General features: G+C 55.0%; 17 protein-coding genes. 15 read left to right on the top strand and 2 right to left on the bottom strand.

The features are described from left to right. Positions 1-72 precede the first annotated feature (72 nt). The 3 genes from rluC to Q9245_RS02550 are packed head-to-tail and all read left to right on the top strand — an operon-like array spanning position 73 to position 2,822. A complete protein-coding gene (rluC, locus tag Q9245_RS02560; protein ID WP_305895690.1) occupies positions 73-1,134 on the top strand; it encodes a 23S rRNA pseudouridine(955/2504/2580) synthase RluC in 1,062 nt (353 codons plus the stop codon). A gap of 2 nt (positions 1,135-1,136) precedes the next feature. Further along, on the top strand, positions 1,137-1,784 hold the full coding sequence (locus Q9245_RS02555; protein ID WP_305895689.1) for an HAD family hydrolase: 648 nt from the start codon (positions 1,137-1,139) through the stop codon (positions 1,782-1,784). Positions 1,785-1,823: 39 nt separating this feature from the next. After that, positions 1,824-2,822 (top strand): S49 family peptidase, encoded by a 999-nt coding sequence (locus Q9245_RS02550; protein ID WP_371824780.1) that lies wholly within the window; start codon positions 1,824-1,826, stop codon positions 2,820-2,822. Positions 2,823-2,841: 19 nt separating this feature from the next. Here the strand turns inward: Q9245_RS02550 and Q9245_RS02545 are convergent, their stop codons facing one another. Next, positions 2,842-3,435: a nucleoside triphosphate pyrophosphatase gene (locus tag Q9245_RS02545; RefSeq protein ID WP_305895688.1), complete on the bottom strand. Its 594-nt coding sequence runs from the start codon at positions 3,433-3,435 to the stop codon at positions 2,842-2,844. A gap of 137 nt (positions 3,436-3,572) precedes the next feature. Between Q9245_RS02545 and Q9245_RS02540 the strand changes: the two genes are divergently transcribed. From Q9245_RS02540 to putP, 12 genes are all read left to right on the top strand, one after another. Continuing rightward, the gene (locus Q9245_RS02540; RefSeq protein ID WP_305895687.1) at positions 3,573-4,130 is read left to right on the top strand and encodes a YceD family protein; all 558 of its coding nucleotides are present in this window, start codon (positions 3,573-3,575) and stop codon (positions 4,128-4,130) included. Positions 4,131-4,160: 30 nt separating this feature from the next. Next, entirely contained in the window at positions 4,161-4,340 is a 180-nt protein-coding gene (gene rpmF / locus Q9245_RS02535) for a 50S ribosomal protein L32 (protein WP_305895686.1), read from the top strand. Positions 4,341-4,383: 43 nt separating this feature from the next. Beyond that, the gene (gene plsX / locus Q9245_RS02530) at positions 4,384-5,388 is read left to right on the top strand and encodes a phosphate acyltransferase PlsX (RefSeq protein ID WP_305895685.1); all 1,005 of its coding nucleotides are present in this window, start codon (positions 4,384-4,386) and stop codon (positions 5,386-5,388) included. 112 nt (positions 5,389-5,500) lie between these two features. Further along, a complete protein-coding gene (fabD, locus tag Q9245_RS02525) occupies positions 5,501-6,439 on the top strand; it encodes an ACP S-malonyltransferase (protein ID WP_305895684.1) in 939 nt (312 codons plus the stop codon). Between the two features lie 15 nt (positions 6,440-6,454). Continuing rightward, the gene (gene fabG / locus Q9245_RS02520; protein ID WP_305895683.1) at positions 6,455-7,198 is read left to right on the top strand and encodes a 3-oxoacyl-ACP reductase FabG; all 744 of its coding nucleotides are present in this window, start codon (positions 6,455-6,457) and stop codon (positions 7,196-7,198) included. 133 nt (positions 7,199-7,331) lie between these two features. Further along, positions 7,332-7,565: an acyl carrier protein gene (gene acpP / locus Q9245_RS02515; RefSeq protein WP_114333443.1), complete on the top strand. Its 234-nt coding sequence runs from the start codon at positions 7,332-7,334 to the stop codon at positions 7,563-7,565. A gap of 126 nt (positions 7,566-7,691) precedes the next feature. Continuing rightward, the gene (gene fabF / locus Q9245_RS02510) at positions 7,692-8,939 is read left to right on the top strand and encodes a beta-ketoacyl-ACP synthase II (protein ID WP_305895682.1); all 1,248 of its coding nucleotides are present in this window, start codon (positions 7,692-7,694) and stop codon (positions 8,937-8,939) included. Positions 8,940-8,946: 7 nt separating this feature from the next. Beyond that, positions 8,947-9,765 (top strand): aminotransferase class IV, encoded by an 819-nt coding sequence (locus tag Q9245_RS02505; protein WP_305895681.1) that lies wholly within the window; start codon positions 8,947-8,949, stop codon positions 9,763-9,765. Positions 9,766-9,770: 5 nt separating this feature from the next. Beyond that, positions 9,771-10,835 (top strand): endolytic transglycosylase MltG, encoded by a 1,065-nt coding sequence (mltG, locus tag Q9245_RS02500; protein ID WP_305895680.1) that lies wholly within the window; start codon positions 9,771-9,773, stop codon positions 10,833-10,835. Further along, positions 10,835-11,479, top strand: coding sequence for a dTMP kinase (tmk, locus tag Q9245_RS02495; protein WP_305895679.1), 645 nt, complete (start codon positions 10,835-10,837; stop codon positions 11,477-11,479). Before mltG ends, tmk begins: the two co-directional genes overlap by 1 nt. Before the next feature lie 4 nt (positions 11,480-11,483). Then, positions 11,484-12,263, top strand: a complete 780-nt coding sequence (locus Q9245_RS02490; RefSeq protein ID WP_305895678.1) for an AraC family transcriptional regulator — start codon at positions 11,484-11,486, stop codon at positions 12,261-12,263. 302 nt (positions 12,264-12,565) lie between these two features. Then, a complete protein-coding gene (putP, locus tag Q9245_RS02485) occupies positions 12,566-14,056 on the top strand; it encodes a sodium/proline symporter PutP (protein ID WP_305895677.1) in 1,491 nt (496 codons plus the stop codon). Between the two features lie 276 nt (positions 14,057-14,332). On the opposite strand, the gene Q9245_RS02480 is transcribed toward putP, so the two are convergent. Continuing rightward, a complete protein-coding gene (locus Q9245_RS02480; protein ID WP_305897154.1) occupies positions 14,333-16,927 on the bottom strand; it encodes a bifunctional aconitate hydratase 2/2-methylisocitrate dehydratase in 2,595 nt (864 codons plus the stop codon). Positions 16,928-17,097: the final 170 nt, after the last annotated feature.

The following is a 17,097-nucleotide window of genomic DNA, read 5'->3' as shown; positions in this document are numbered from 1 at the left end:
AATATAACAGTAAACCCGAAGCTGTACAATCCTGTATCCAAGCGCCCGGCGCAAGCCGGAATAAGGTATTTCATGTCTCAAAAACCGGCTCCCCGGAAACAACCCCGTAAGGCACGCCCGCAGCAGCGTCCGGCAGAAGGTCGCAATGACCAGTCTGGCTCGGCGGCGCAGTCTGCCGGTCAGGTGCAAAAAGGCGTTCAATTTGTTGAGGTTGATGCTGATATGGCAGGGCAGCGGGTTGACAATTTCCTGCTGGCTCGGCTCCGGGGCGTGCCCAAAAGTATTGTGTACCGCATCGTGCGTAAGGGTGAAGTCCGGGTGAATAAAGGGCGTGTAAAGCCAGACACTCGTGTGAAAGCAGGGGATGTGGTTCGTATTCCGCCTATTGTGCAGCAGGCCAAGCCCGAGCAACCTAAGCCCGGTGATCGCGTACAGAATGTGGTGGAAGCTGCAGTGGTGTTCGAGAATACCGAAATGCTGGTGGTGAACAAGCCTGCAGGTATTGCTGTGCATGGCGGAAGTGGCTTGAGCTTCGGGCTGATTGAGGTGTTGCGATCATCTCGCCCTCAGGCAAAGTTTCTCGAGTTGGTGCATCGGCTGGATCGCGATACTTCCGGGCTGGTCATGGTTGCGAAAAAACGTTCGGCACTTCGTTTTTTGCAGGACGAATTGCGTCACAAGCGAATGCGCAAGCGGTATCACGCACTCGTTATTGGTTCCTGGCCGAAAAAGCTCACCCGTGTTGCCGAGCCATTGTTACGCTACGAGATGCCAAACGGGGAGCGCAGGGTGAAGGTGAGCTCCGAGGGTAAAGAGTCGCTCACCTTGTATAAGAAGTTGGCAGACTTCGATGGCTACAGCTTGGTCGAAGCTTCGCCGGTGACCGGCAGAACTCACCAGATCCGGGTGCACAGTGCCTGGGGCGGGCATCCGATTGCCGGTGACGACAAGTATATGGATGATGCAAGCCTCAAGGCGTTCAGGAGGGTAGGTGGTGAGCGTTTGATGCTTCATGCTCGTTCGTTGGAATTCCGGTTGCCCGGTACGGAAGAGTCCATGTTTCTGGAGGCTCCGTATGATAAGGCGTTCGGGAATCTTATTGATCAACTGACACGACGCGGTAAGGGTTCGTAAAGATGAACGTAAAAGCAGTGATATTTGATTGGGACGGGACGCTGATCGATTCTGTTGATCATATTGCCGAAAGCCTGCAGCAGGCTGCTATGGAGCTTGGCTATCCGAACCTGGAGCTTGAGGCCTATCGAGATATTGTCGGGCTGGGTATGATCGAGGCGCTTCGGAAGCTGTATCCGGGAGTAAGCGATGAAGAGATAGTGCGTATTCGCGAAGGCTACTCGGGTTACTTCTTCAAAAAAGTGACGACCCCACAGAATGTGTTTGATGGCATGGCAGAGGTGGTTGCCGATATTCGTACCTCTGGCCGGGGGTGCTCGGTGGCAACCGGAAAGAGTCGGAGGGGGCTTGCTCAGGCGCTGACAACCAGTGGTCTGGGGCATCATTTTGATACCTCTCGGTGTGCCGATGAAACCCGCTCGAAGCCGGACCCGCTGATGCTTGAAGAAATTCTGGAGTTTTACGGTTTTCAGCCAGAAGACGCGGTGATGATTGGCGATACGCACTACGACCTGGATATGGCGCGTCGAATTGGTATGCCCGCTATTGGTGTTGAGTGGGGAGCGCATTCCAGAGAGGTGCTGCAGGATTGCCAGCCCCACGCGGTGGTGAGATCGGTCGGCGAACTCCGCCGGGTTCTTGGGCTTTAAAGTGTGCTCGTTAAGTGTTTGTGAATTAAGGGATGGCGAATGAGTGATTCGGAATCGGGTAAAGGCGGTTTTTTTGGCGCTAAGAAGCCGGCAATGCCGCCTGAGTCGAACCGCGACTGGAAATTGATTGAGAAGCTGGTGATGTCACTCCAGGCGGAGCAAAAGCGTCGCCGCCGTTGGGGGGTCTTTTTCAAGCTGCTTACGTTTATTTATTTGTTTGCGTTGGTGGCGATGATTCGGTCCCCGATCAGTGAAGGTATGGGGGTGGTTCCCGAGCAACATACTGCTTTAGTCGAGCTGAATGGCCCCATCGCCGCGGATGAGTTGGCGAGTGCTGATAATTTGGTGGGCTCGCTGCGTGCGGCCTTCGAAGCAGAAACTTCGAAGGCGGTTGTGTTGCGGATAAACAGTCCGGGCGGAAGTCCGGTGCAGTCCGGTTATGTGTATGACGAGATCAGGCGTTTGCGCGAGGAGTACCCCGAGAAGAAGGTGTATGCCGTGATTGCGGACGTGGGTGCCTCTGGAGCGTATTACATCGCGGCCGCGGCTGATGAAATTTACGCTAACCGTGCCAGTCTTGTGGGTTCTATCGGAGTTGTGGCCGGTGGCTTCGGGTTCAATACGTTGATGGAAAAGCTGGGTGTGGAGCGTCGCTTGTACACTGCCGGTGAAAATAAGGCGTTTCTTGACCCGTTTACGCCAGAGCGTGAAGAAGATGTGGAGTTCTGGCAGGGCGTACTGGAGAACACGCACGAGCAGTTTATTTCTGCTGTAAAGGAAGGGCGTGGTGACCGGCTGGTTAACGATGAGCGCTTGTTCAGTGGTCTGGTATGGAGCGGGGAGCAGGCGTTGGAGCTTGGCTTGATCGATGGTTTGGGCAGTGCGTCCTGGGTGGCTCGCGAAGTGGTGGGTGCCGAAGAGTTGGTGGACTACAGTCGGGGGCCTTCGCCGTTTCAGCAGTTCGTTGAACAGTTAGGGGTGTCCTTTGGCGAAGGCGTGGCTGCGCATTTGCTGGAGTCTCGCCTGGAATTGCGCTAATCCGTGACTGGGATGCGGGTTAGCTTTCCAGCAGAGGGTTTATGCCGAAGCCGTGCAGTATGTCGGTGAGGGCGATGAGCGGCAAACCAATCAGGCTGTTCGGGTCTCGGCCTTCAAGGCGGCTGAAGAGGGTGATGCCTAGCCCTTCCATTTTAAAGCTGCCGGCGCAGTCGTAGGGCTTCTCTTTGAGCAGATAGCCGGTGATCTCTGCCGGCGAGAGGTTTCGGAAGTGCACCGTGAAAGGCTCGCAGTGGGTTTTCAGGTCGCCGGTTTCGGTGTCCAGTACCGCCAGGCCGGTGAGAAACCGTACGCACTGACCGCTGCTGCGAGTCAGCTGTGTTAACGCTTGTTCGTGGGACCCCGGTTTGTTCAGTAAGCGACCATCGGGCAGGGTGGCGACCTGGTCCGAGCCTATAATGAGTGTGCCCGGGTGCTTCTCTGCCAGAGCTTGTGCCTTTTGAGCGGCCAGGCGTATGGCGAGCGCCTCAGCGGGCTCGTTTGGTTCGGGGCTTTCGTCAATGTCGGGGCTGGCGCATGCAAAAGGCAGGCTTAGTCGTTCCAGCAGTTGTTTCCGGTAAGGTGATGATGAGGCGAGTAAAATAGTTCGTTTCATGGTGGTCTGACCGCTGCGTGTTCGTTGAGAGAATTGGCGGGATTATCGTAGAATACCCCTACTTAAACGGGAAGGCTTGCCATAAAAGCGATTAAGTCTTTGACAGCAGGCGGTCTCCTCCCTAAAATTGCGCGCCTATGACTAAAGCGCCGAACGCCGAACTTCCAAAATCTGTTGATCCCATACGGTTGGCGGAACAAAAAGCGACACTTGAGGGGGTAATACCGCTCGAGGGTCTTGCTCGTTTTGGAGAAGCGGTAGGTGGCTCGCAAGAAGGCCGCGAATGCCACGCAAAGCTGTCCTTCTATCAGGATGGCGAGCGCCGGAGGGTTGTATCGGGAGAGTTATCTGCTCCGGTCACTCTGGTGTGTCAGCGTTGCATGAACGACATGCAGGTCACGTTGACGTCGAGCTTTGATTTGGGCCTGGTCAGCAGTGATGAGCAGGCTCAACGGTTACCAAAAACGTTGGAGCCGTTCCTTTGTGAGGATTTCACGGCGGACCTGTGGGCGATGGTAGAAGATGAACTTCTTCTGGTGTTGCCTCCGTTCCCGCTTCATGAAAGGGACGAGTGTCCGGCGAAAGAAGACCTTGAGGCACTGGAGCCGTCAAACGCTCCTGTCGAGCCCGAGGCGAAGAAAAGAGATGATAATCCGTTCAGCGTGCTGGCGGGTTTCAAGACGACTAAGCATTAACGTTTTCATAAATAGGTCAGGAGTTTAACCATGGCTGTACAGAAGAGTCGCAAGACCCGTTCCAAGCGCGGCATGCGCCGTTCACACGACGCGCTGCCAACTTCCGCGCTGTCCACTGATGCAACAACTGGCGAAGTTCATCGTCGCCACCACGTGTCTCCGGATGGTTTCTACCGCGGCAAGCAGGTTATTGAAGCGCGCGACGAGTAATACTCGACGCGATATCTTCTGACCTGTGTCGTATGGACGAGCGGTGAGTAATCCAATCACCATTGCCGTCGATGCCATGAGCGGTGATCGTGGTGCCGAGGTAGTCGTCCATGCTGCGCTAGATGCAGTGCGTGAAAATGAGGCCTTGAGTCTTGTTCTGGTAGGTATCCGGAGCGAGCTCGAGGCCTTGTTGCATGGGGGGCATCCCCGAATCCGCATCGTCGAAGCAGCCGATGTGGTGCGCATGAATGAGCGCCCGTCCCATGCGTTGCGTCATAAACGCAATTCTTCCATGGCCATCGCCCTTGGCCTGGTTCGTGATGGCGAGGCCCAAGGCTGTGTCAGTGCCGGCAACACCGGTGCGCTGATGGCTTTCGGGCGGTCCTTGATCCGGATGTATCCCGGCATCGAGCGGCCAGCTATCGCTAAGCTTATTCCCTCTCTTCGTGGTCGTTGTCTGGTTCTGGATCTCGGTGCCAATGTCGATTCCAGTGCTGAAAATCTCTATCAATATGCGTTGATGGGTTCATTGATGGCGTCTGCTGTTTCCGAGATCGCCGAGCCTCGCGTTGCCTTGCTCAATGTGGGTGAGGAAGAGATCAAGGGTAATGAACAGGTTCGGCTTGCGTCACACATGCTCGCCCAGTCCGAAACTTTGAACTATATAGGGTATGTCGAGGGCAGCGACCTGTTCCGGAACGTCGCTGATGTTGTAGTCTGTGATGGATTCGTTGGCAACATCGCGCTCAAGACAGGCGAGGGTGTAGCCGGGTTACTGATTGAGTTGCTCGAGCAGGCTTTCACCCGCTCTGTGTATGGGCGCATCGTTGGTTTGTTGGCACGGCCGGTAATGGGCCGTTTGTTGCAGCTGATGGACCCGTCCCGGCATAACGGCGCCAGCCTCCTGGGGCTTCAGGGTGTCGTTATAAAGAGTCACGGTAACGCCAACGAGCGAGCGATGCTTGCAGCGATACGCCAAGCCGTGTGTGAAGTGACTCACGAAGTTCCCCGCAGAATTAATGAGCGGCTTGATGACTTGTTGTTTTAAGTCGTTTGAGACTAAAGTCGGCCCACATTAACTTACTTTATCGCGGATAATTGGCCTGGCTTGTACTATTGGCTAATCTCCACCAATCCCCAATAACGATAAGATCGCTCCTATGAAATCAGCGTTTATTTTTCCCGGACAAGGTTCTCAGTCGGTCGGCATGTTATCAGGTGCTGCTGAAGCATGGCCGATGATCGCTGAAACCTTTAGTGATGCTTCTAATGTACTTGGCTATGACCTCTGGCACGTGTGTCAGCACGGTCCGGCTGACGAACTCAATCAAACCATGGTGACGCAGCCCGTCCTGTTGACGGCAAGTGTGGCTTTGTGGCGCCAGTGGTTGGTGTCTGGCGGGCCGCAGCCGAATTTTGTGGCGGGCCACAGCTTGGGCGAATACAGCGCGCTGGTGGCTGCTGAAAGTCTCGATTTCGTTGAAGCTGTCAAGCTTGTGCAGTTGCGTGGCGAGTTGATGCAAGAGGCTGTGCCAGCAGGCGAAGGCAAGATGGCCGCGATACTTGGGCTGGATGATGCCGAAGTGATTGCCGCTTGCGAAGAGTCTGCCCAGGGTGATGTGGTTGCGGCCGTGAATTTCAACGCACCGGGCCAGGTTGTTATTGCCGGTTCCTTGGCGGCTGTAGAGCGAGCTATTGAGGCGTGCAAGGCACGAGGTGCCCGCAAGGCCATGCCGCTGCCTGTCAGCGTGCCCTCTCACTGCGCGCTGATGAAAGGTGCCGCCGAAGAGTTGGCGGATGCACTGGACGATGTGCGCTTTAACGATGCTGTCATCCCGGTTGTGCAGAATGTCCATGCGGGCGTCGCAACAGACGCGGACACGCTTAAGTCGAACTTGTTGAAGCAGCTTTACTCGCCGGTACTGTGGACGGATTCCATCCGGACGCTGGCCAGCGAAGGTGTCGGAGTGGCTGTTGAGTGTGGTTCTGGCAAAGTTTTAGCCGGACTGGTTAAACGCATTGAGCGTGGTTTGCCGGTGCACGGTATTGAAGATCCTGATTCTATGGCGGGTGCAATAGAAGCACTCGGTCAATCCTGATAGACGGAGTAGGTTATGTCGTTGGAAGGCAAGGTAGCGCTGGTTACAGGGGCAACCCGGGGCATTGGTAAGGCCATTGCTCACGAATTGGCGCGCTTGGGTGCCGAAGTGATTGGTACCGCAACGAGTGCCGAAGGCGCTGACTCTATTTCTGAAGGGCTGAAAGCGGCCGGGTATAACGGCTACGGGCTTGTGATGGATGTAGCCGACCCGGAAAGCATTGATGCCGGATTGAAGCAGATTGCAGAGAAATCTGGCGCACCTCTGATTTTGGTCAATAACGCGGGTATTACCCGTGATAACTTGTTGATGCGTTTGAAGGATGATGACTGGTCATCGGTTCTGGAAACCAATTTGTCCAGCGTCTACCGTACCAGCAAGGCCGTGCTGAGAGGCATGGCGAAGGCCCGTTGGGGCCGTGTGATTAATGTGAGTTCGGTGGTTGCGAGCATGGGTAATCCGGGGCAAGGCAACTACTGTGCCGCCAAGGCGGGGGTAGAAGGCTTTACTCGCAGCTTGGCAAAAGAGATGTCAAACCGGGGTATTACTGCGAATTGCGTGGCACCGGGCTTTATTGATACCGATATGACTAAAAAACTGGACGAAAAGCAGCGTAACGCTATGCTGGAGATTATACCGGCAGGGCGTTTGGGCGAGCCGGAAGAAATTGCTTCTGTTGTGGCTTTCCTGGCATCTGAAGGTGCTGCTTACGTTACCGGAGAAACGATTCATGTGAATGGCGGCATGTATATGGGGTAAGCCCTGCATTGGGCGGTAGTGCAACCCCTTGTCGCACAACATGTTTAACTGATCCCCCTGCTTGTCTGCAGGTAGGGTTTAAACTAAACTGGCAATCATTGAGTTGCTTGGTTGACACTAAAGTGAGGACATTATGAGTACAGTTGAAGAGCGCGTTAAGAAGATCGTATGTGAACAGTTGGGCGTTAAAGAGTCCGAAGTTCAGAACACATCTTCTTTTGTAGAGGATCTTGGCGCTGACTCACTGGACACTGTTGAGCTGGTTATGGCCCTTGAAGAGGAATTCGAAACCGAAATTCCTGACGAAGAAGCCGAGAAGCTGGGCACGGTTCAGAACGCGATCGACTACATCGTCGCGCACACCTGATACTCTGCTGATCAGATTGCCAGGCGAAAGCCGTCCTTTTTTGTAAATTGAAGGACGGCTTTTTTATTGGCTGAACATCAGCAAGGTTGATGGATATTTTTAAAGAACAATCAGGTGAATGAGGATATGAGCAAACGACGGGTTGTTATCACGGGCATGGGGATGCTTTCACCGGTGGGGAACGATGTTGCGTCCTCATGGGATGCCGTGTGCGCAGGGCAGAGCGGTATCGGGGCGATTGATCGCTTTGACGCAACCGATTACAACACACGCATTGGTGGTGCCGTCAAAAATCTCGATGTGGAACCCTGGTTGTCCGGCAAGGAAGCGAGAAAACTCGATGCCTTTATCCATTATGGTTTGATCGCCGCTCAGCAGGCGGTGGATGACAGCGGGTTGGAGCAATTCGAAAAGCTAGACCGTGATCGTGTCGGGATTGCGATCGGTTCCGGTATTGGCGGTCTGGAGTATATCGAAAAGAATATTATACAGATGGAGAAGTCCGGGCCTCGCAAGGTTTCTCCGTTTTTTGTGCCGGCTTCGGTCATTAATATGATTTCCGGTAACGCGGCCATCCGTTTTGGCTACAAAGGCCCGAACATCGCCATTGTGACTGCCTGTACCACCGGGACCCACAACATTGGTTACGCGGCCAGAACCATCGCTTATGGTGATGCCGATGTCATGCTGGCGGGTGGCTCTGAAATGGCGACGACGCGCTCGGCGGTTGCAGCGTTCTCGTCGGCTCGGGCATTGTCAACGCGCAACGATGAGCCAGAGAAGGCCAGTCGCCCTTGGGACAAAGAGCGTGATGGCTTTGTGTTGAGCGACGGCGCAGGCGTGATGGTTCTGGAGGCGCTGGAACATGCGCAAGCTCGCGGGGCAACTATTTACGGCGAAGTGGTCGGGTTCGGCATGAGCGATGATGCGCACCACATCACTTCGCCCCCTGAAGATGGTGAAGGCGCGGCGCGTTCAATGGCTAATGCGGTTCGGGACGCCGGTTTGTCGGTGGATCAGGTGGATTATATTAACGCTCACGGCACGTCTACCCAGGCCGGAGACGTTGCCGAAGTGGCGGCCGTTAAATCGGTGTTTGGTGACCACGCCCAGAAGCTGGCCATCAGCAGTACCAAATCCATGACCGGGCATTTGCTGGGTGCAGCGGGTGCCGTGGAAGCGATATTCTCGGTCCTGGCGGTTCGGGATGGCATTCTGCCGCCCACCATTAATCTGGATAATCCGGATGACGGGTGCGATCTGGATTTTGTGCCGCACAATAGCCGAAAGGCAGACGTTAAGGTGGCGTTGTCCAATTCGTTCGGTTTCGGCGGCACCAACGGTACGCTGATTTTTAGCCGATTCGAGGGCTGAGCTCGCCGTGGTAACGCTATATTGGGCGGAAGACGGTGCTTTTCCGCCCGGTGATCGCGGTTTGGCCTATGGAGACGGGCTGTTTGAAACCCTTCGGGTTGATGATCGTGGAGCATACCTGCAGGCCTTTCACCTCGACAGGATGACCCGGGATGCCGAGCGTCTGCGAATACCCGTTAATCGGGCAGAGCTTGAGCGAGCGCTCCAACAAGCTCTAGAGCGTTACGCCGATTTTTATCGCGGCAATAACTGGGTGCTCAAATTGACGCTCACCCGGGGTTCCGGAGGCCGGGGCTATCGCCCGACTCCAGAGTTGCAGCCCAACCTTCTGATCTCTCATGCAGCTATGCCGCCATTAGCGCCGGTGACTGGCGTGGTGGCTGATTTCTCTCGCGTGCCTCTCACGGTCAATCCGCTGTTTTCCGGTATTAAATCGTTGAACCGAATCGAACAGGTGATGGCCGCCTCTGAACTGCAAGACGGTGTGTTCGAAGTTCTGATGGCGAACGCTGCAGGCCATATCGTTGAGGGCACCCGCACCAATCTCTTTATCGAAACCGATGACGGTTGGCGCACGCCGCCGCCTGATTCTTTGGCAGTGATGGGGGTGATGCGCAGATTTGCGCTGGAACGACTTCGCGCGAGCGGCGAGGTGGTTCACGAGGCGCCTATCATGTTGGAGGATCTGCTCGCATCAAGCTGTCGGGGTGTCTATTTAACCAATAGTGTGCTGGGCGTTGTCTCTGTGCGGACATTGGCCGAACAGGATTTGCCTGTTACCGGCCGGCTTGCGACAATCTGCGGCTCCACTCCAACAACGGATTAGCGCGCGTGTTCAGGAAGTTAATAGTTTCGGTTTTTGCTCTGGGTGTGATGGCTGCAGCAGCGGTAGGGCTGTGGGTATGGCAGGGCCTGGAAACACTTAAAAAGCCCGTAACGCTCGAAGAGCCTGTCTTGTTCAGTGTTGAGCATGGCACCTCGTTCAATGGCCTCGTACATGATCTTGCCCGGCAAGAGCTGATTTCTGACTCTCTGTGGTTACGGTTGTATGGCCGTCTAAATCCAGAGCTTACCCGCATCAAGGCCGGCGATTATGAGCTGACTCCCGGAATGACACCGCTGGAGATTGTTGATTCGATGGTTGAAGGCAAGGTCAAGCTGTGGGCGGTGCAGTTTATCGAAGGATGGACGTTTGCCGATCTTCGGACGGCGCTGGCGAAGTCCGAGAAGCTCAAGAAAGTGACAACCGACTGGTCTGACCAGAAGATCATGAAAGCCGTTGGGGCAGAAGGCCAGCATCCTGAGGGCTGGTTTTTTCCGGATACCTACATGTTCAGCGGTAGCGAAACGGATCTGGATATCCTGAAACGTGCCTACAATCGTATGGCTAGCTTGCTGGAGCAAGAATGGGCAGAGCGAGCGAAAAACCTTCCCTACGACACACCTTACGAGGCCCTGATCATGGCCTCCATCGTAGAGCGAGAGACTGGCGCTCCTTATGAGCGTGAGCAGGTTGCAGGCGTTTTTGTTCGCCGATTAGAGAAGGGAATGCGTCTGCAGACCGATCCAACCGTAATCTATGGTATGGGTGATAAGTACGATGGCCGAATTCGTCGGCGTGATTTGCGCACGCACACACCTTACAACACCTACCGTATTGATGGCCTGCCGCCTACCCCGATTGCACTGCCGGGGCGTGATGCGATTCATGCAGCGCTGCACCCGGATGACGGAGATGCGTTGTATTTTGTTGCCCGGGGTGACGGCAGCCACAAATTCTCAAAGACCCTGGCGGAGCACCAGAAGGCAGTCAGGGCTTTTCAGTTGAATCGTAAAGAAGGGTATCGGTCTTATCCGGTTCCGGATGCGAAAACTAACAACGGCGGAGACAAGTAATGGCAGCTCGAGGCCGTTTTATTACGTTTGAAGGCACTGAGGGGGTGGGTAAGTCTACCCAGATGAAAAATGCTGCAGAGACTCTGGAGTCCTTGGGTATTGAATTCATCGTGACTCGCGAACCCGGCGGCACGCCGATGGCAGAGAATATCCGGGAACTTTTGCTGGCGCCCCGGGATGAGTCGGTGCACGAAATGACCGAATTGCTTTTGATGTTTGCGGCTCGGGCCCAGCATCTGCACACCCATATCCTGCCAGCACTCGACGCCGGAAAATGGGTGCTGTGTGACCGTTTTACTGACGCCACTTTCGCCTACCAGGGCGGTGGCCGCGGTGTTTCTAAGGAGCGCATTTCTGTGCTTGAGACTCTGGTTCAGGGAGATCTGCGCCCTGACCACGTGATTTTACTGGATGCACCGGTTGAAACCGGTATGGCGCGAGCCAAACACCGGGGTGAGCTGGACCGCTTCGAACGGGAAGACGTCGAGTTTTTCCAACGCATTCGGGACACCTACCTGGAGCGCGCTACGGCTGCTCCGGCTCAGTACCACATCGTCAATGCCGCGTTGCCGCTGGAGCAGGTTTCGGCAAGTGTGGGGGCATTGCTGGCAGCGCTAGCCAAATCGCCTCAAGCAGTAGGGTAGGGCAATGCTGGATGCCAGGATCGTAAAACTCCCCGCGAACGCTCAGCAACATCACCATGAGCACCACCAGGTGGTTGTCGGTGTTCGTGGCGCAGCCGAGTTGTGTGTCGATGGGCTAGGGGCGTATCTCGATACCTGGAAAGCGTGTTTGGTGCCTACAGAGATTGAGCACGATTACTGCGGGGATCAGCTAAACCATGTTTTGGTGATCAATCTTGATCCCCAGAGCCCTGCGCTTGAGTCTACGGCTCATAGAGAATACGAATTGCTGGCCAGAATGTTCGATAAACCCTGCACGGTTCAGATGGATCACCGTTTGCAGGGGTTGGTGCAATTTGCGGCGGGTGAATTTGACCGGGCGCCGGACAACGTGCCGTTGCATCGGCATCTGGCTGCGAGCATTCTGTATAGCATGGCGGATCGCGTGGTTGATGGAGCGCCAGTCAAACCTGCGCGCAACAGTGTCAGCCCAGAAGCGACCCGCCGCTTCATTCTGGATAACCTGCACCGGAAAATTACCGTTCAGGAGCTGGCAGGCCAAGCCTGCTTGAGTGTTAGCCGGTTCCACGAAATTTTCAGGGAAGTGGCGGGGATCACGCCGCATCAGTTTTTGTTACAGACACGTCTAGAGCAGGCTGCACGTTTGCTCGCCAGTCGCCAGTTGTCGGTCTCTGAAATCAGCTACCGAACCGGCTTCTCATCTCAAAGTGCACTCACCAATGCGTTGCGCAAATACAAAGGAACAACGCCCTCCAGACTCCAAATCGGCGAACATGTCGCATAATTCCGGCACGAATGGCCAGTACCGGAGAATTTTGTAAAAGAATCGTAGGATTTCGTAAGCCGTGAGTGGGTAGTAATACTAACTTGTGTCGCCTGAAGTCCCGTATTGCCGACTTGTTGTTGATTTCAGTCGCAAAATACTGAAGTTTAACTATATTGAGGGAGTATCCGTGCGAGGAACGCTTCGCTCCAACGAGGATGGAATTCGGCTAAACAAGAATAACGGCGCAGTAAGCTGGCTATAGCGCCAGGGCTGTGCTCAGAGAGCGGATCTAGTCCGACTCATTAAACCGGAGGAGCCTTATGGCTATTGGTGTTTGGATCAGTCTTTTTGCTTACTTTGCGCTCATGATTGCCATCGGCATTTATGCAATGCGCACATCGACGTCTTCGTCTGAAGACTACATGCTGGGTGGGCGAGCGCTTAGCCCGAAAGTAGCGGCCTTGTCGGCCGGTGCGTCTGATATGAGTGGTTGGCTGCTGTTGGGGCTGCCGGGCGCGTTGTACGTGTCTGGTTTGGCGTCTGCCTGGATCGGCATCGGCTTGTTCGTGGGTGCGTTTTTCAACTGGGTACTGGTAGCGCCTCGCCTCCGTGAACAAACCGTTCATTATGGCAACGCCATCACTATCCCGTCTTTCCTGGCCAATCGTTTCCCGACAAAAGCTCTGTCGCTCAGGACCGTATCTGCGATTGTTATCGTGGTGTTCTTCGCGGTATACACCGCTTCTGGTCTGGTTGCTGGTGGTAAGCTGTTTGAAAGCGCCTTTGCCGGTATCTTCAACTTCGGCGGTTTGAGTGATTACTCTGTCGGTATTGTGATCACCTTGGGTGTGGTACTGGCTTATACCGTGGTAGGTGGCTTCCTGGCGGTGAGCATGACCGACTTCGTCCAGGGCTGCATCATGATGCTGGCGCTGGTTATCATGCCGGCTGTCGTGCTGTTCGGTGAAGGCGGTGGCGGCTACGCCCAGGCTTCACAGACTCTTAACGAAGTAGATCCAACCTTGTTGTCCTGGACCGAAGGCCTGACCTTCATTGGCTGGTTGTCAGCGGTTACTTGGGGCTTGGGTTACTTCGGTCAGCCGCACATCATCGTGCGTTTCATGGCGATCCGCTCCCTGAAAGATGTACCGACTGCCCGTAACATTGGTATGGGTTGGATGGGTATTTCCCTGATCGGTGCGATTTCTCTGGGTGTGTTCGGTCGCGCTTACGCGGTTCGTAACGGCCTGGACATTGCCGACCCGGAAACCATTTTCATCATTCTGTCTGACATGCTGTTCCACCCGCTGATTACTGGCTTCTTGTATGCGGCGCTGCTGGCGGCGGTTATGAGTACCATCTCCAGTCAGTTGCTGGTGTCGTCTTCTTCATTGACTGAAGACTTCTACCGCTTGTTCCTGCGCAAAGAAGCCACAGATCGTGAGTGTGTGAACGTAGGCCGTGCCTGTGTTGTGGCTGTCGGCCTGGTGGCTGCGGTTATCGCTTCTGACCCTGACTCTCAGGTTCTGGGGCTGGTCAGTAACGCTTGGGCAGGCTTTGGTGCCGCCTTTGGTCCGCTGATCCTGCTGTCTCTGATGTGGTCCCGCACCAACGGTGCTGGTGCCATTGCAGGCATGGTAGTGGGTGCTGTGACTGTTATGGTATGGATCTCTCTGGGCTGGAATGGCAGCTTCATGGGTGGTCCGGGCGTTTACGAGATCATTCCTGGCTTCGTTGCCGCGCTCATTGCCATTGTCGTGGTGAGCTCTGTGACAGCAGATGCCGGTGAATACCAGCACATCGAGCGGTAATCGCAAGGGTTACTAAACGGTTGTGCGAAAGGGCTCCTGAGGGAGCCCTTTTTTTATGGACCAGACAATCTAACAGCGCGGAGTGAGGCGCCGGTGTGGGGTAGCTTTTCTGCAGGGAAAAAGATGTCTGAGCGAAGCGAGTTATTTTTCCCGAAAGAAAAGCTACCCCATGGCGGTGTCGGGACATTGATAAATCAGTAGGCATTTGTGCAGGCACAAAAAAACGCCAGCCCGAAGGCTGGCGTTTCATTGGAGCTAAACCGAAAAGGTTGGTGCTTAAGCGACAGTCGCTTCAGACGCCTTCTTGGTGTAGTTCTCCATCTGGTCAAAGTTGAGATACTTGTAGATCTCAGCTGACATGCTGTCCAGATCTTTAGCGTACTCCATGTACTCCTGAGGAGTCGGAAGCTTGCCAAGGATCGCGCCAACAGAAGCCAGCTCCGCAGAGGTCAGGTACACGTTGGCACCATCGCCCAGACGGTTCGGGAAGTTACGGGTAGAGGTAGACAGAACGGTGGACTTCGCAGCCACACGAGCCTGGTTACCCATACACAGTGAACAACCCGGCATTTCGGTGCGCACACCGGCAGTGCCGTAGATGTTGAAGTAACCTTCTTCCATCAGCTGAGCCTGATCCATCTTGGTCGGCGGAGACATCCACAGACGCGTGTTCAGGGAACCTTTGTGCTGATCAAGCAGCTTACCAGCGGCACGGAAGTGACCGATGTTGGTCATGCAGGAACCGATGAACACTTCGTCTACCTTGTCGCCAGCCACTTCGGACAGGAACTTGGCATCGTCAGGGTCGTTCGGGCAGCACACGATCGGCTCTTTGATGTCCGCCAGGTCGATTTCAACGACGTGAGAGTACTCAGCGTCTTTGTCTGCACGCATCAGCTTCGGATCAGCCAACCAGGCTTCCATCTGCTGGGCACGACGCTCCAGGGTACGTGGGTCGCCGTAACCTTCAGCGATCATCCAGCGCAGCATGGTGATGTTGGAACGCAGGTACTCGGCAACAGATTCTTCAGACAGGTTGATGGTACAACCGGCAGCAGAGCGTTCAGCGGAGGCGTCAGACAGTTCGAACGCCTGCTCAACAGTCAGGTGCTCAAGACCTTCGATTTCCAGAATACGACCAGAGAATTCGTTGATCTTGCCTTTTTTCTCAACAGTCAGCATGCCTTGCTTGATGCCGTACAGCGGGATCGCGTGTACCAGATCGCGCAGGGTGATACCCGGCTGCATTTTGCCTTTGAAGCGAACCAGAACGGATTCTGGCATGTCCAGAGGCATAACACCGGTTGCCGCAGCAAACGCAACCAGACCAGAACCGGCCGGGAAGGAAATGCCCATCGGGAAGCGGGTGTGGGAGTCACCACCAGTACCAACGGTGTCTGGCAGCAGCATACGGTTCAGCCAGGAGTGGATGATGCCGTCGCCCGGACGCAGGGAAACACCGCCACGGTTGCGGATGAAGTCCGGCATGGTGTGCTGCATTTCAACGTCAACCGGCTTCGGGTAAGCGGCGGTGTGACAGAACGACTGCATAACCAGGTCAGCCTGGAAGCCCAAGCAGGCCAGATCTTTCAGTTCGTCACGGGTCATCGGACCAGTGGTGTCCTGAGAACCAACAGTGGTCATGTGCGGCTCGCAGTAGGTGCCTGGACGAACGCCTTGGCCTTCTTCCAGTCCACATGCTTTACCAACCATCTTCTGGGCCAGAGTAAAGCCTTTGTCACCCGCTTCCGGATCTTCCGGCAGACGGAACAGATCGGTCGGGCCCATGCCCAGTGCGGTGCGAGCCTTGGCAGTCAAGCCACGACCGATGATCAGAGGGATACGGCCGCCGGCCTGAACTTCGTCCAGAATCACGTCAGATTTGAACTCGAACTCGGAGATAACATCACCGGCTTCGTTCAGGATCTTGCCTTCGTATGGGCGGATTTCGATTACGTCGCCCATGTTCATGTTGTCAACGGGGGCTTCGAATACCAAAGCGCCGGCATCTTCCATGGTGTTGAAGAAGATCGGGGCAACTTTGTTACCGATACATACACCGCCAGCGCGCTTGTTAGGAACGCCCGGAATGTCGTCACCGAAGAACCACAGAACAGAGTTAGTGGCAGACTTACGAGATGAACCAGTACCTACTACGTCACCCACAAAAGCAACGGGCAGGCCTTTGGATTTGATTTCGTCGATCTGGCTCATCGGGCCAGTAACGCCTGGCTCTTCCGGATTCAGGCCGTCGCGTTCCATTTTATAGGCAGCGCGAGCGTGCAGCGGGATATCCGGGCGGGACCATGCATCGGGAGCAGGAGACAGGTCGTCGGTGTTGGTTTCGCCAGTAACCTTGAAAACCACCATCTTGGTGCTTTCAGGAACCTTGTCTTTGTTGGTGAACCACTCAGCGTTGGCCCAAGACTCAACAACAGACTTGGCAACAGCGTTGCCTGCGTCCATTTTTTCTTTCACGTCGTTAAACGCGTCGAACATCAGCAGCGTGTGCTTCAGTTCTTCACCAGCCAGCTCGGCCAGTTCTTCGTTGTCCAGCAGGTCAACCAAGGTTTCGATGTTGTAACCACCTTGCATCATACCCAGCAGCTGAACGGCCTTCTTGTTATCGATCAGCGGAGAAGCCGCTTCACCTTTAACAATCGCGGTCAGGAACGCGGCTTTAACGTAAGCAGCTTCGTCTACTCCTGGTGGTACGCGGTTTTCCAGAAGATCAACCAGAGTTGCTTCTTCACCGGCGGGTGGGTTTTTCAGCAGATCTACCAGAGCAGCAGTCTGTTCGGGGTTCAGCGGCTTTGGTGGGATACCCAGAGCTGCACGTTCTGCAACGTGTTCACGATAAGCTTCTAACACGATATGGACCCTCATCAGTTGGAATGTTCCTCGCCGGTGGCATGCTGCCGGGCGGGAGTTTATTGGCGAAAAGGCCGAAGGAGCCTCTGAATAACGCCTAAATTGGCCGGCGGGGCATTCAGATTCTATTCAGAGACACCTTGATCCGGCGCTGCATTCTATAGGAAAGC

Source organism: Marinobacter sp. MDS2 (assembly GCF_030718085.1).
Lineage (GTDB): Bacteria > Pseudomonadota > Gammaproteobacteria > Pseudomonadales > Oleiphilaceae > Marinobacter.
Note: the sequence above shows the minus strand (reverse complement) of the source record. Positions and strands in the feature narration are given on the sequence as shown.

Coding starts and splice junctions, on each gene's coding strand:
- putP (WP_305895677.1), top strand. CDS start 12,566: ATGGCTATTGGTGTTTGGATCAGTCTTTTTGCTTACTTTGCGCTCATG.
- fabD (WP_305895684.1), top strand. CDS start 5,501: ATGAAATCAGCGTTTATTTTTCCCGGACAAGGTTCTCAGTCGGTCGGC.
- fabF (WP_305895682.1), top strand. CDS start 7,692: ATGAGCAAACGACGGGTTGTTATCACGGGCATGGGGATGCTTTCACCG.
- tmk (WP_305895679.1), top strand. CDS start 10,835: ATGGCAGCTCGAGGCCGTTTTATTACGTTTGAAGGCACTGAGGGGGTG.
- rluC (WP_305895690.1), top strand. CDS start 73: ATGTCTCAAAAACCGGCTCCCCGGAAACAACCCCGTAAGGCACGCCCG.
- Q9245_RS02545 (WP_305895688.1), bottom strand. CDS start 3,435: ATGAAACGAACTATTTTACTCGCCTCATCATCACCTTACCGGAAACAA.
- Q9245_RS02550 (WP_371824780.1), top strand. CDS start 1,824: ATGAGTGATTCGGAATCGGGTAAAGGCGGTTTTTTTGGCGCTAAGAAG.
- acpP (WP_114333443.1), top strand. CDS start 7,332: ATGAGTACAGTTGAAGAGCGCGTTAAGAAGATCGTATGTGAACAGTTG.
- rpmF (WP_305895686.1), top strand. CDS start 4,161: ATGGCTGTACAGAAGAGTCGCAAGACCCGTTCCAAGCGCGGCATGCGC.
- Q9245_RS02540 (WP_305895687.1), top strand. CDS start 3,573: ATGACTAAAGCGCCGAACGCCGAACTTCCAAAATCTGTTGATCCCATA.
- Q9245_RS02555 (WP_305895689.1), top strand. CDS start 1,137: ATGAACGTAAAAGCAGTGATATTTGATTGGGACGGGACGCTGATCGAT.
- Q9245_RS02490 (WP_305895678.1), top strand. CDS start 11,484: ATGCTGGATGCCAGGATCGTAAAACTCCCCGCGAACGCTCAGCAACAT.
- fabG (WP_305895683.1), top strand. CDS start 6,455: ATGTCGTTGGAAGGCAAGGTAGCGCTGGTTACAGGGGCAACCCGGGGC.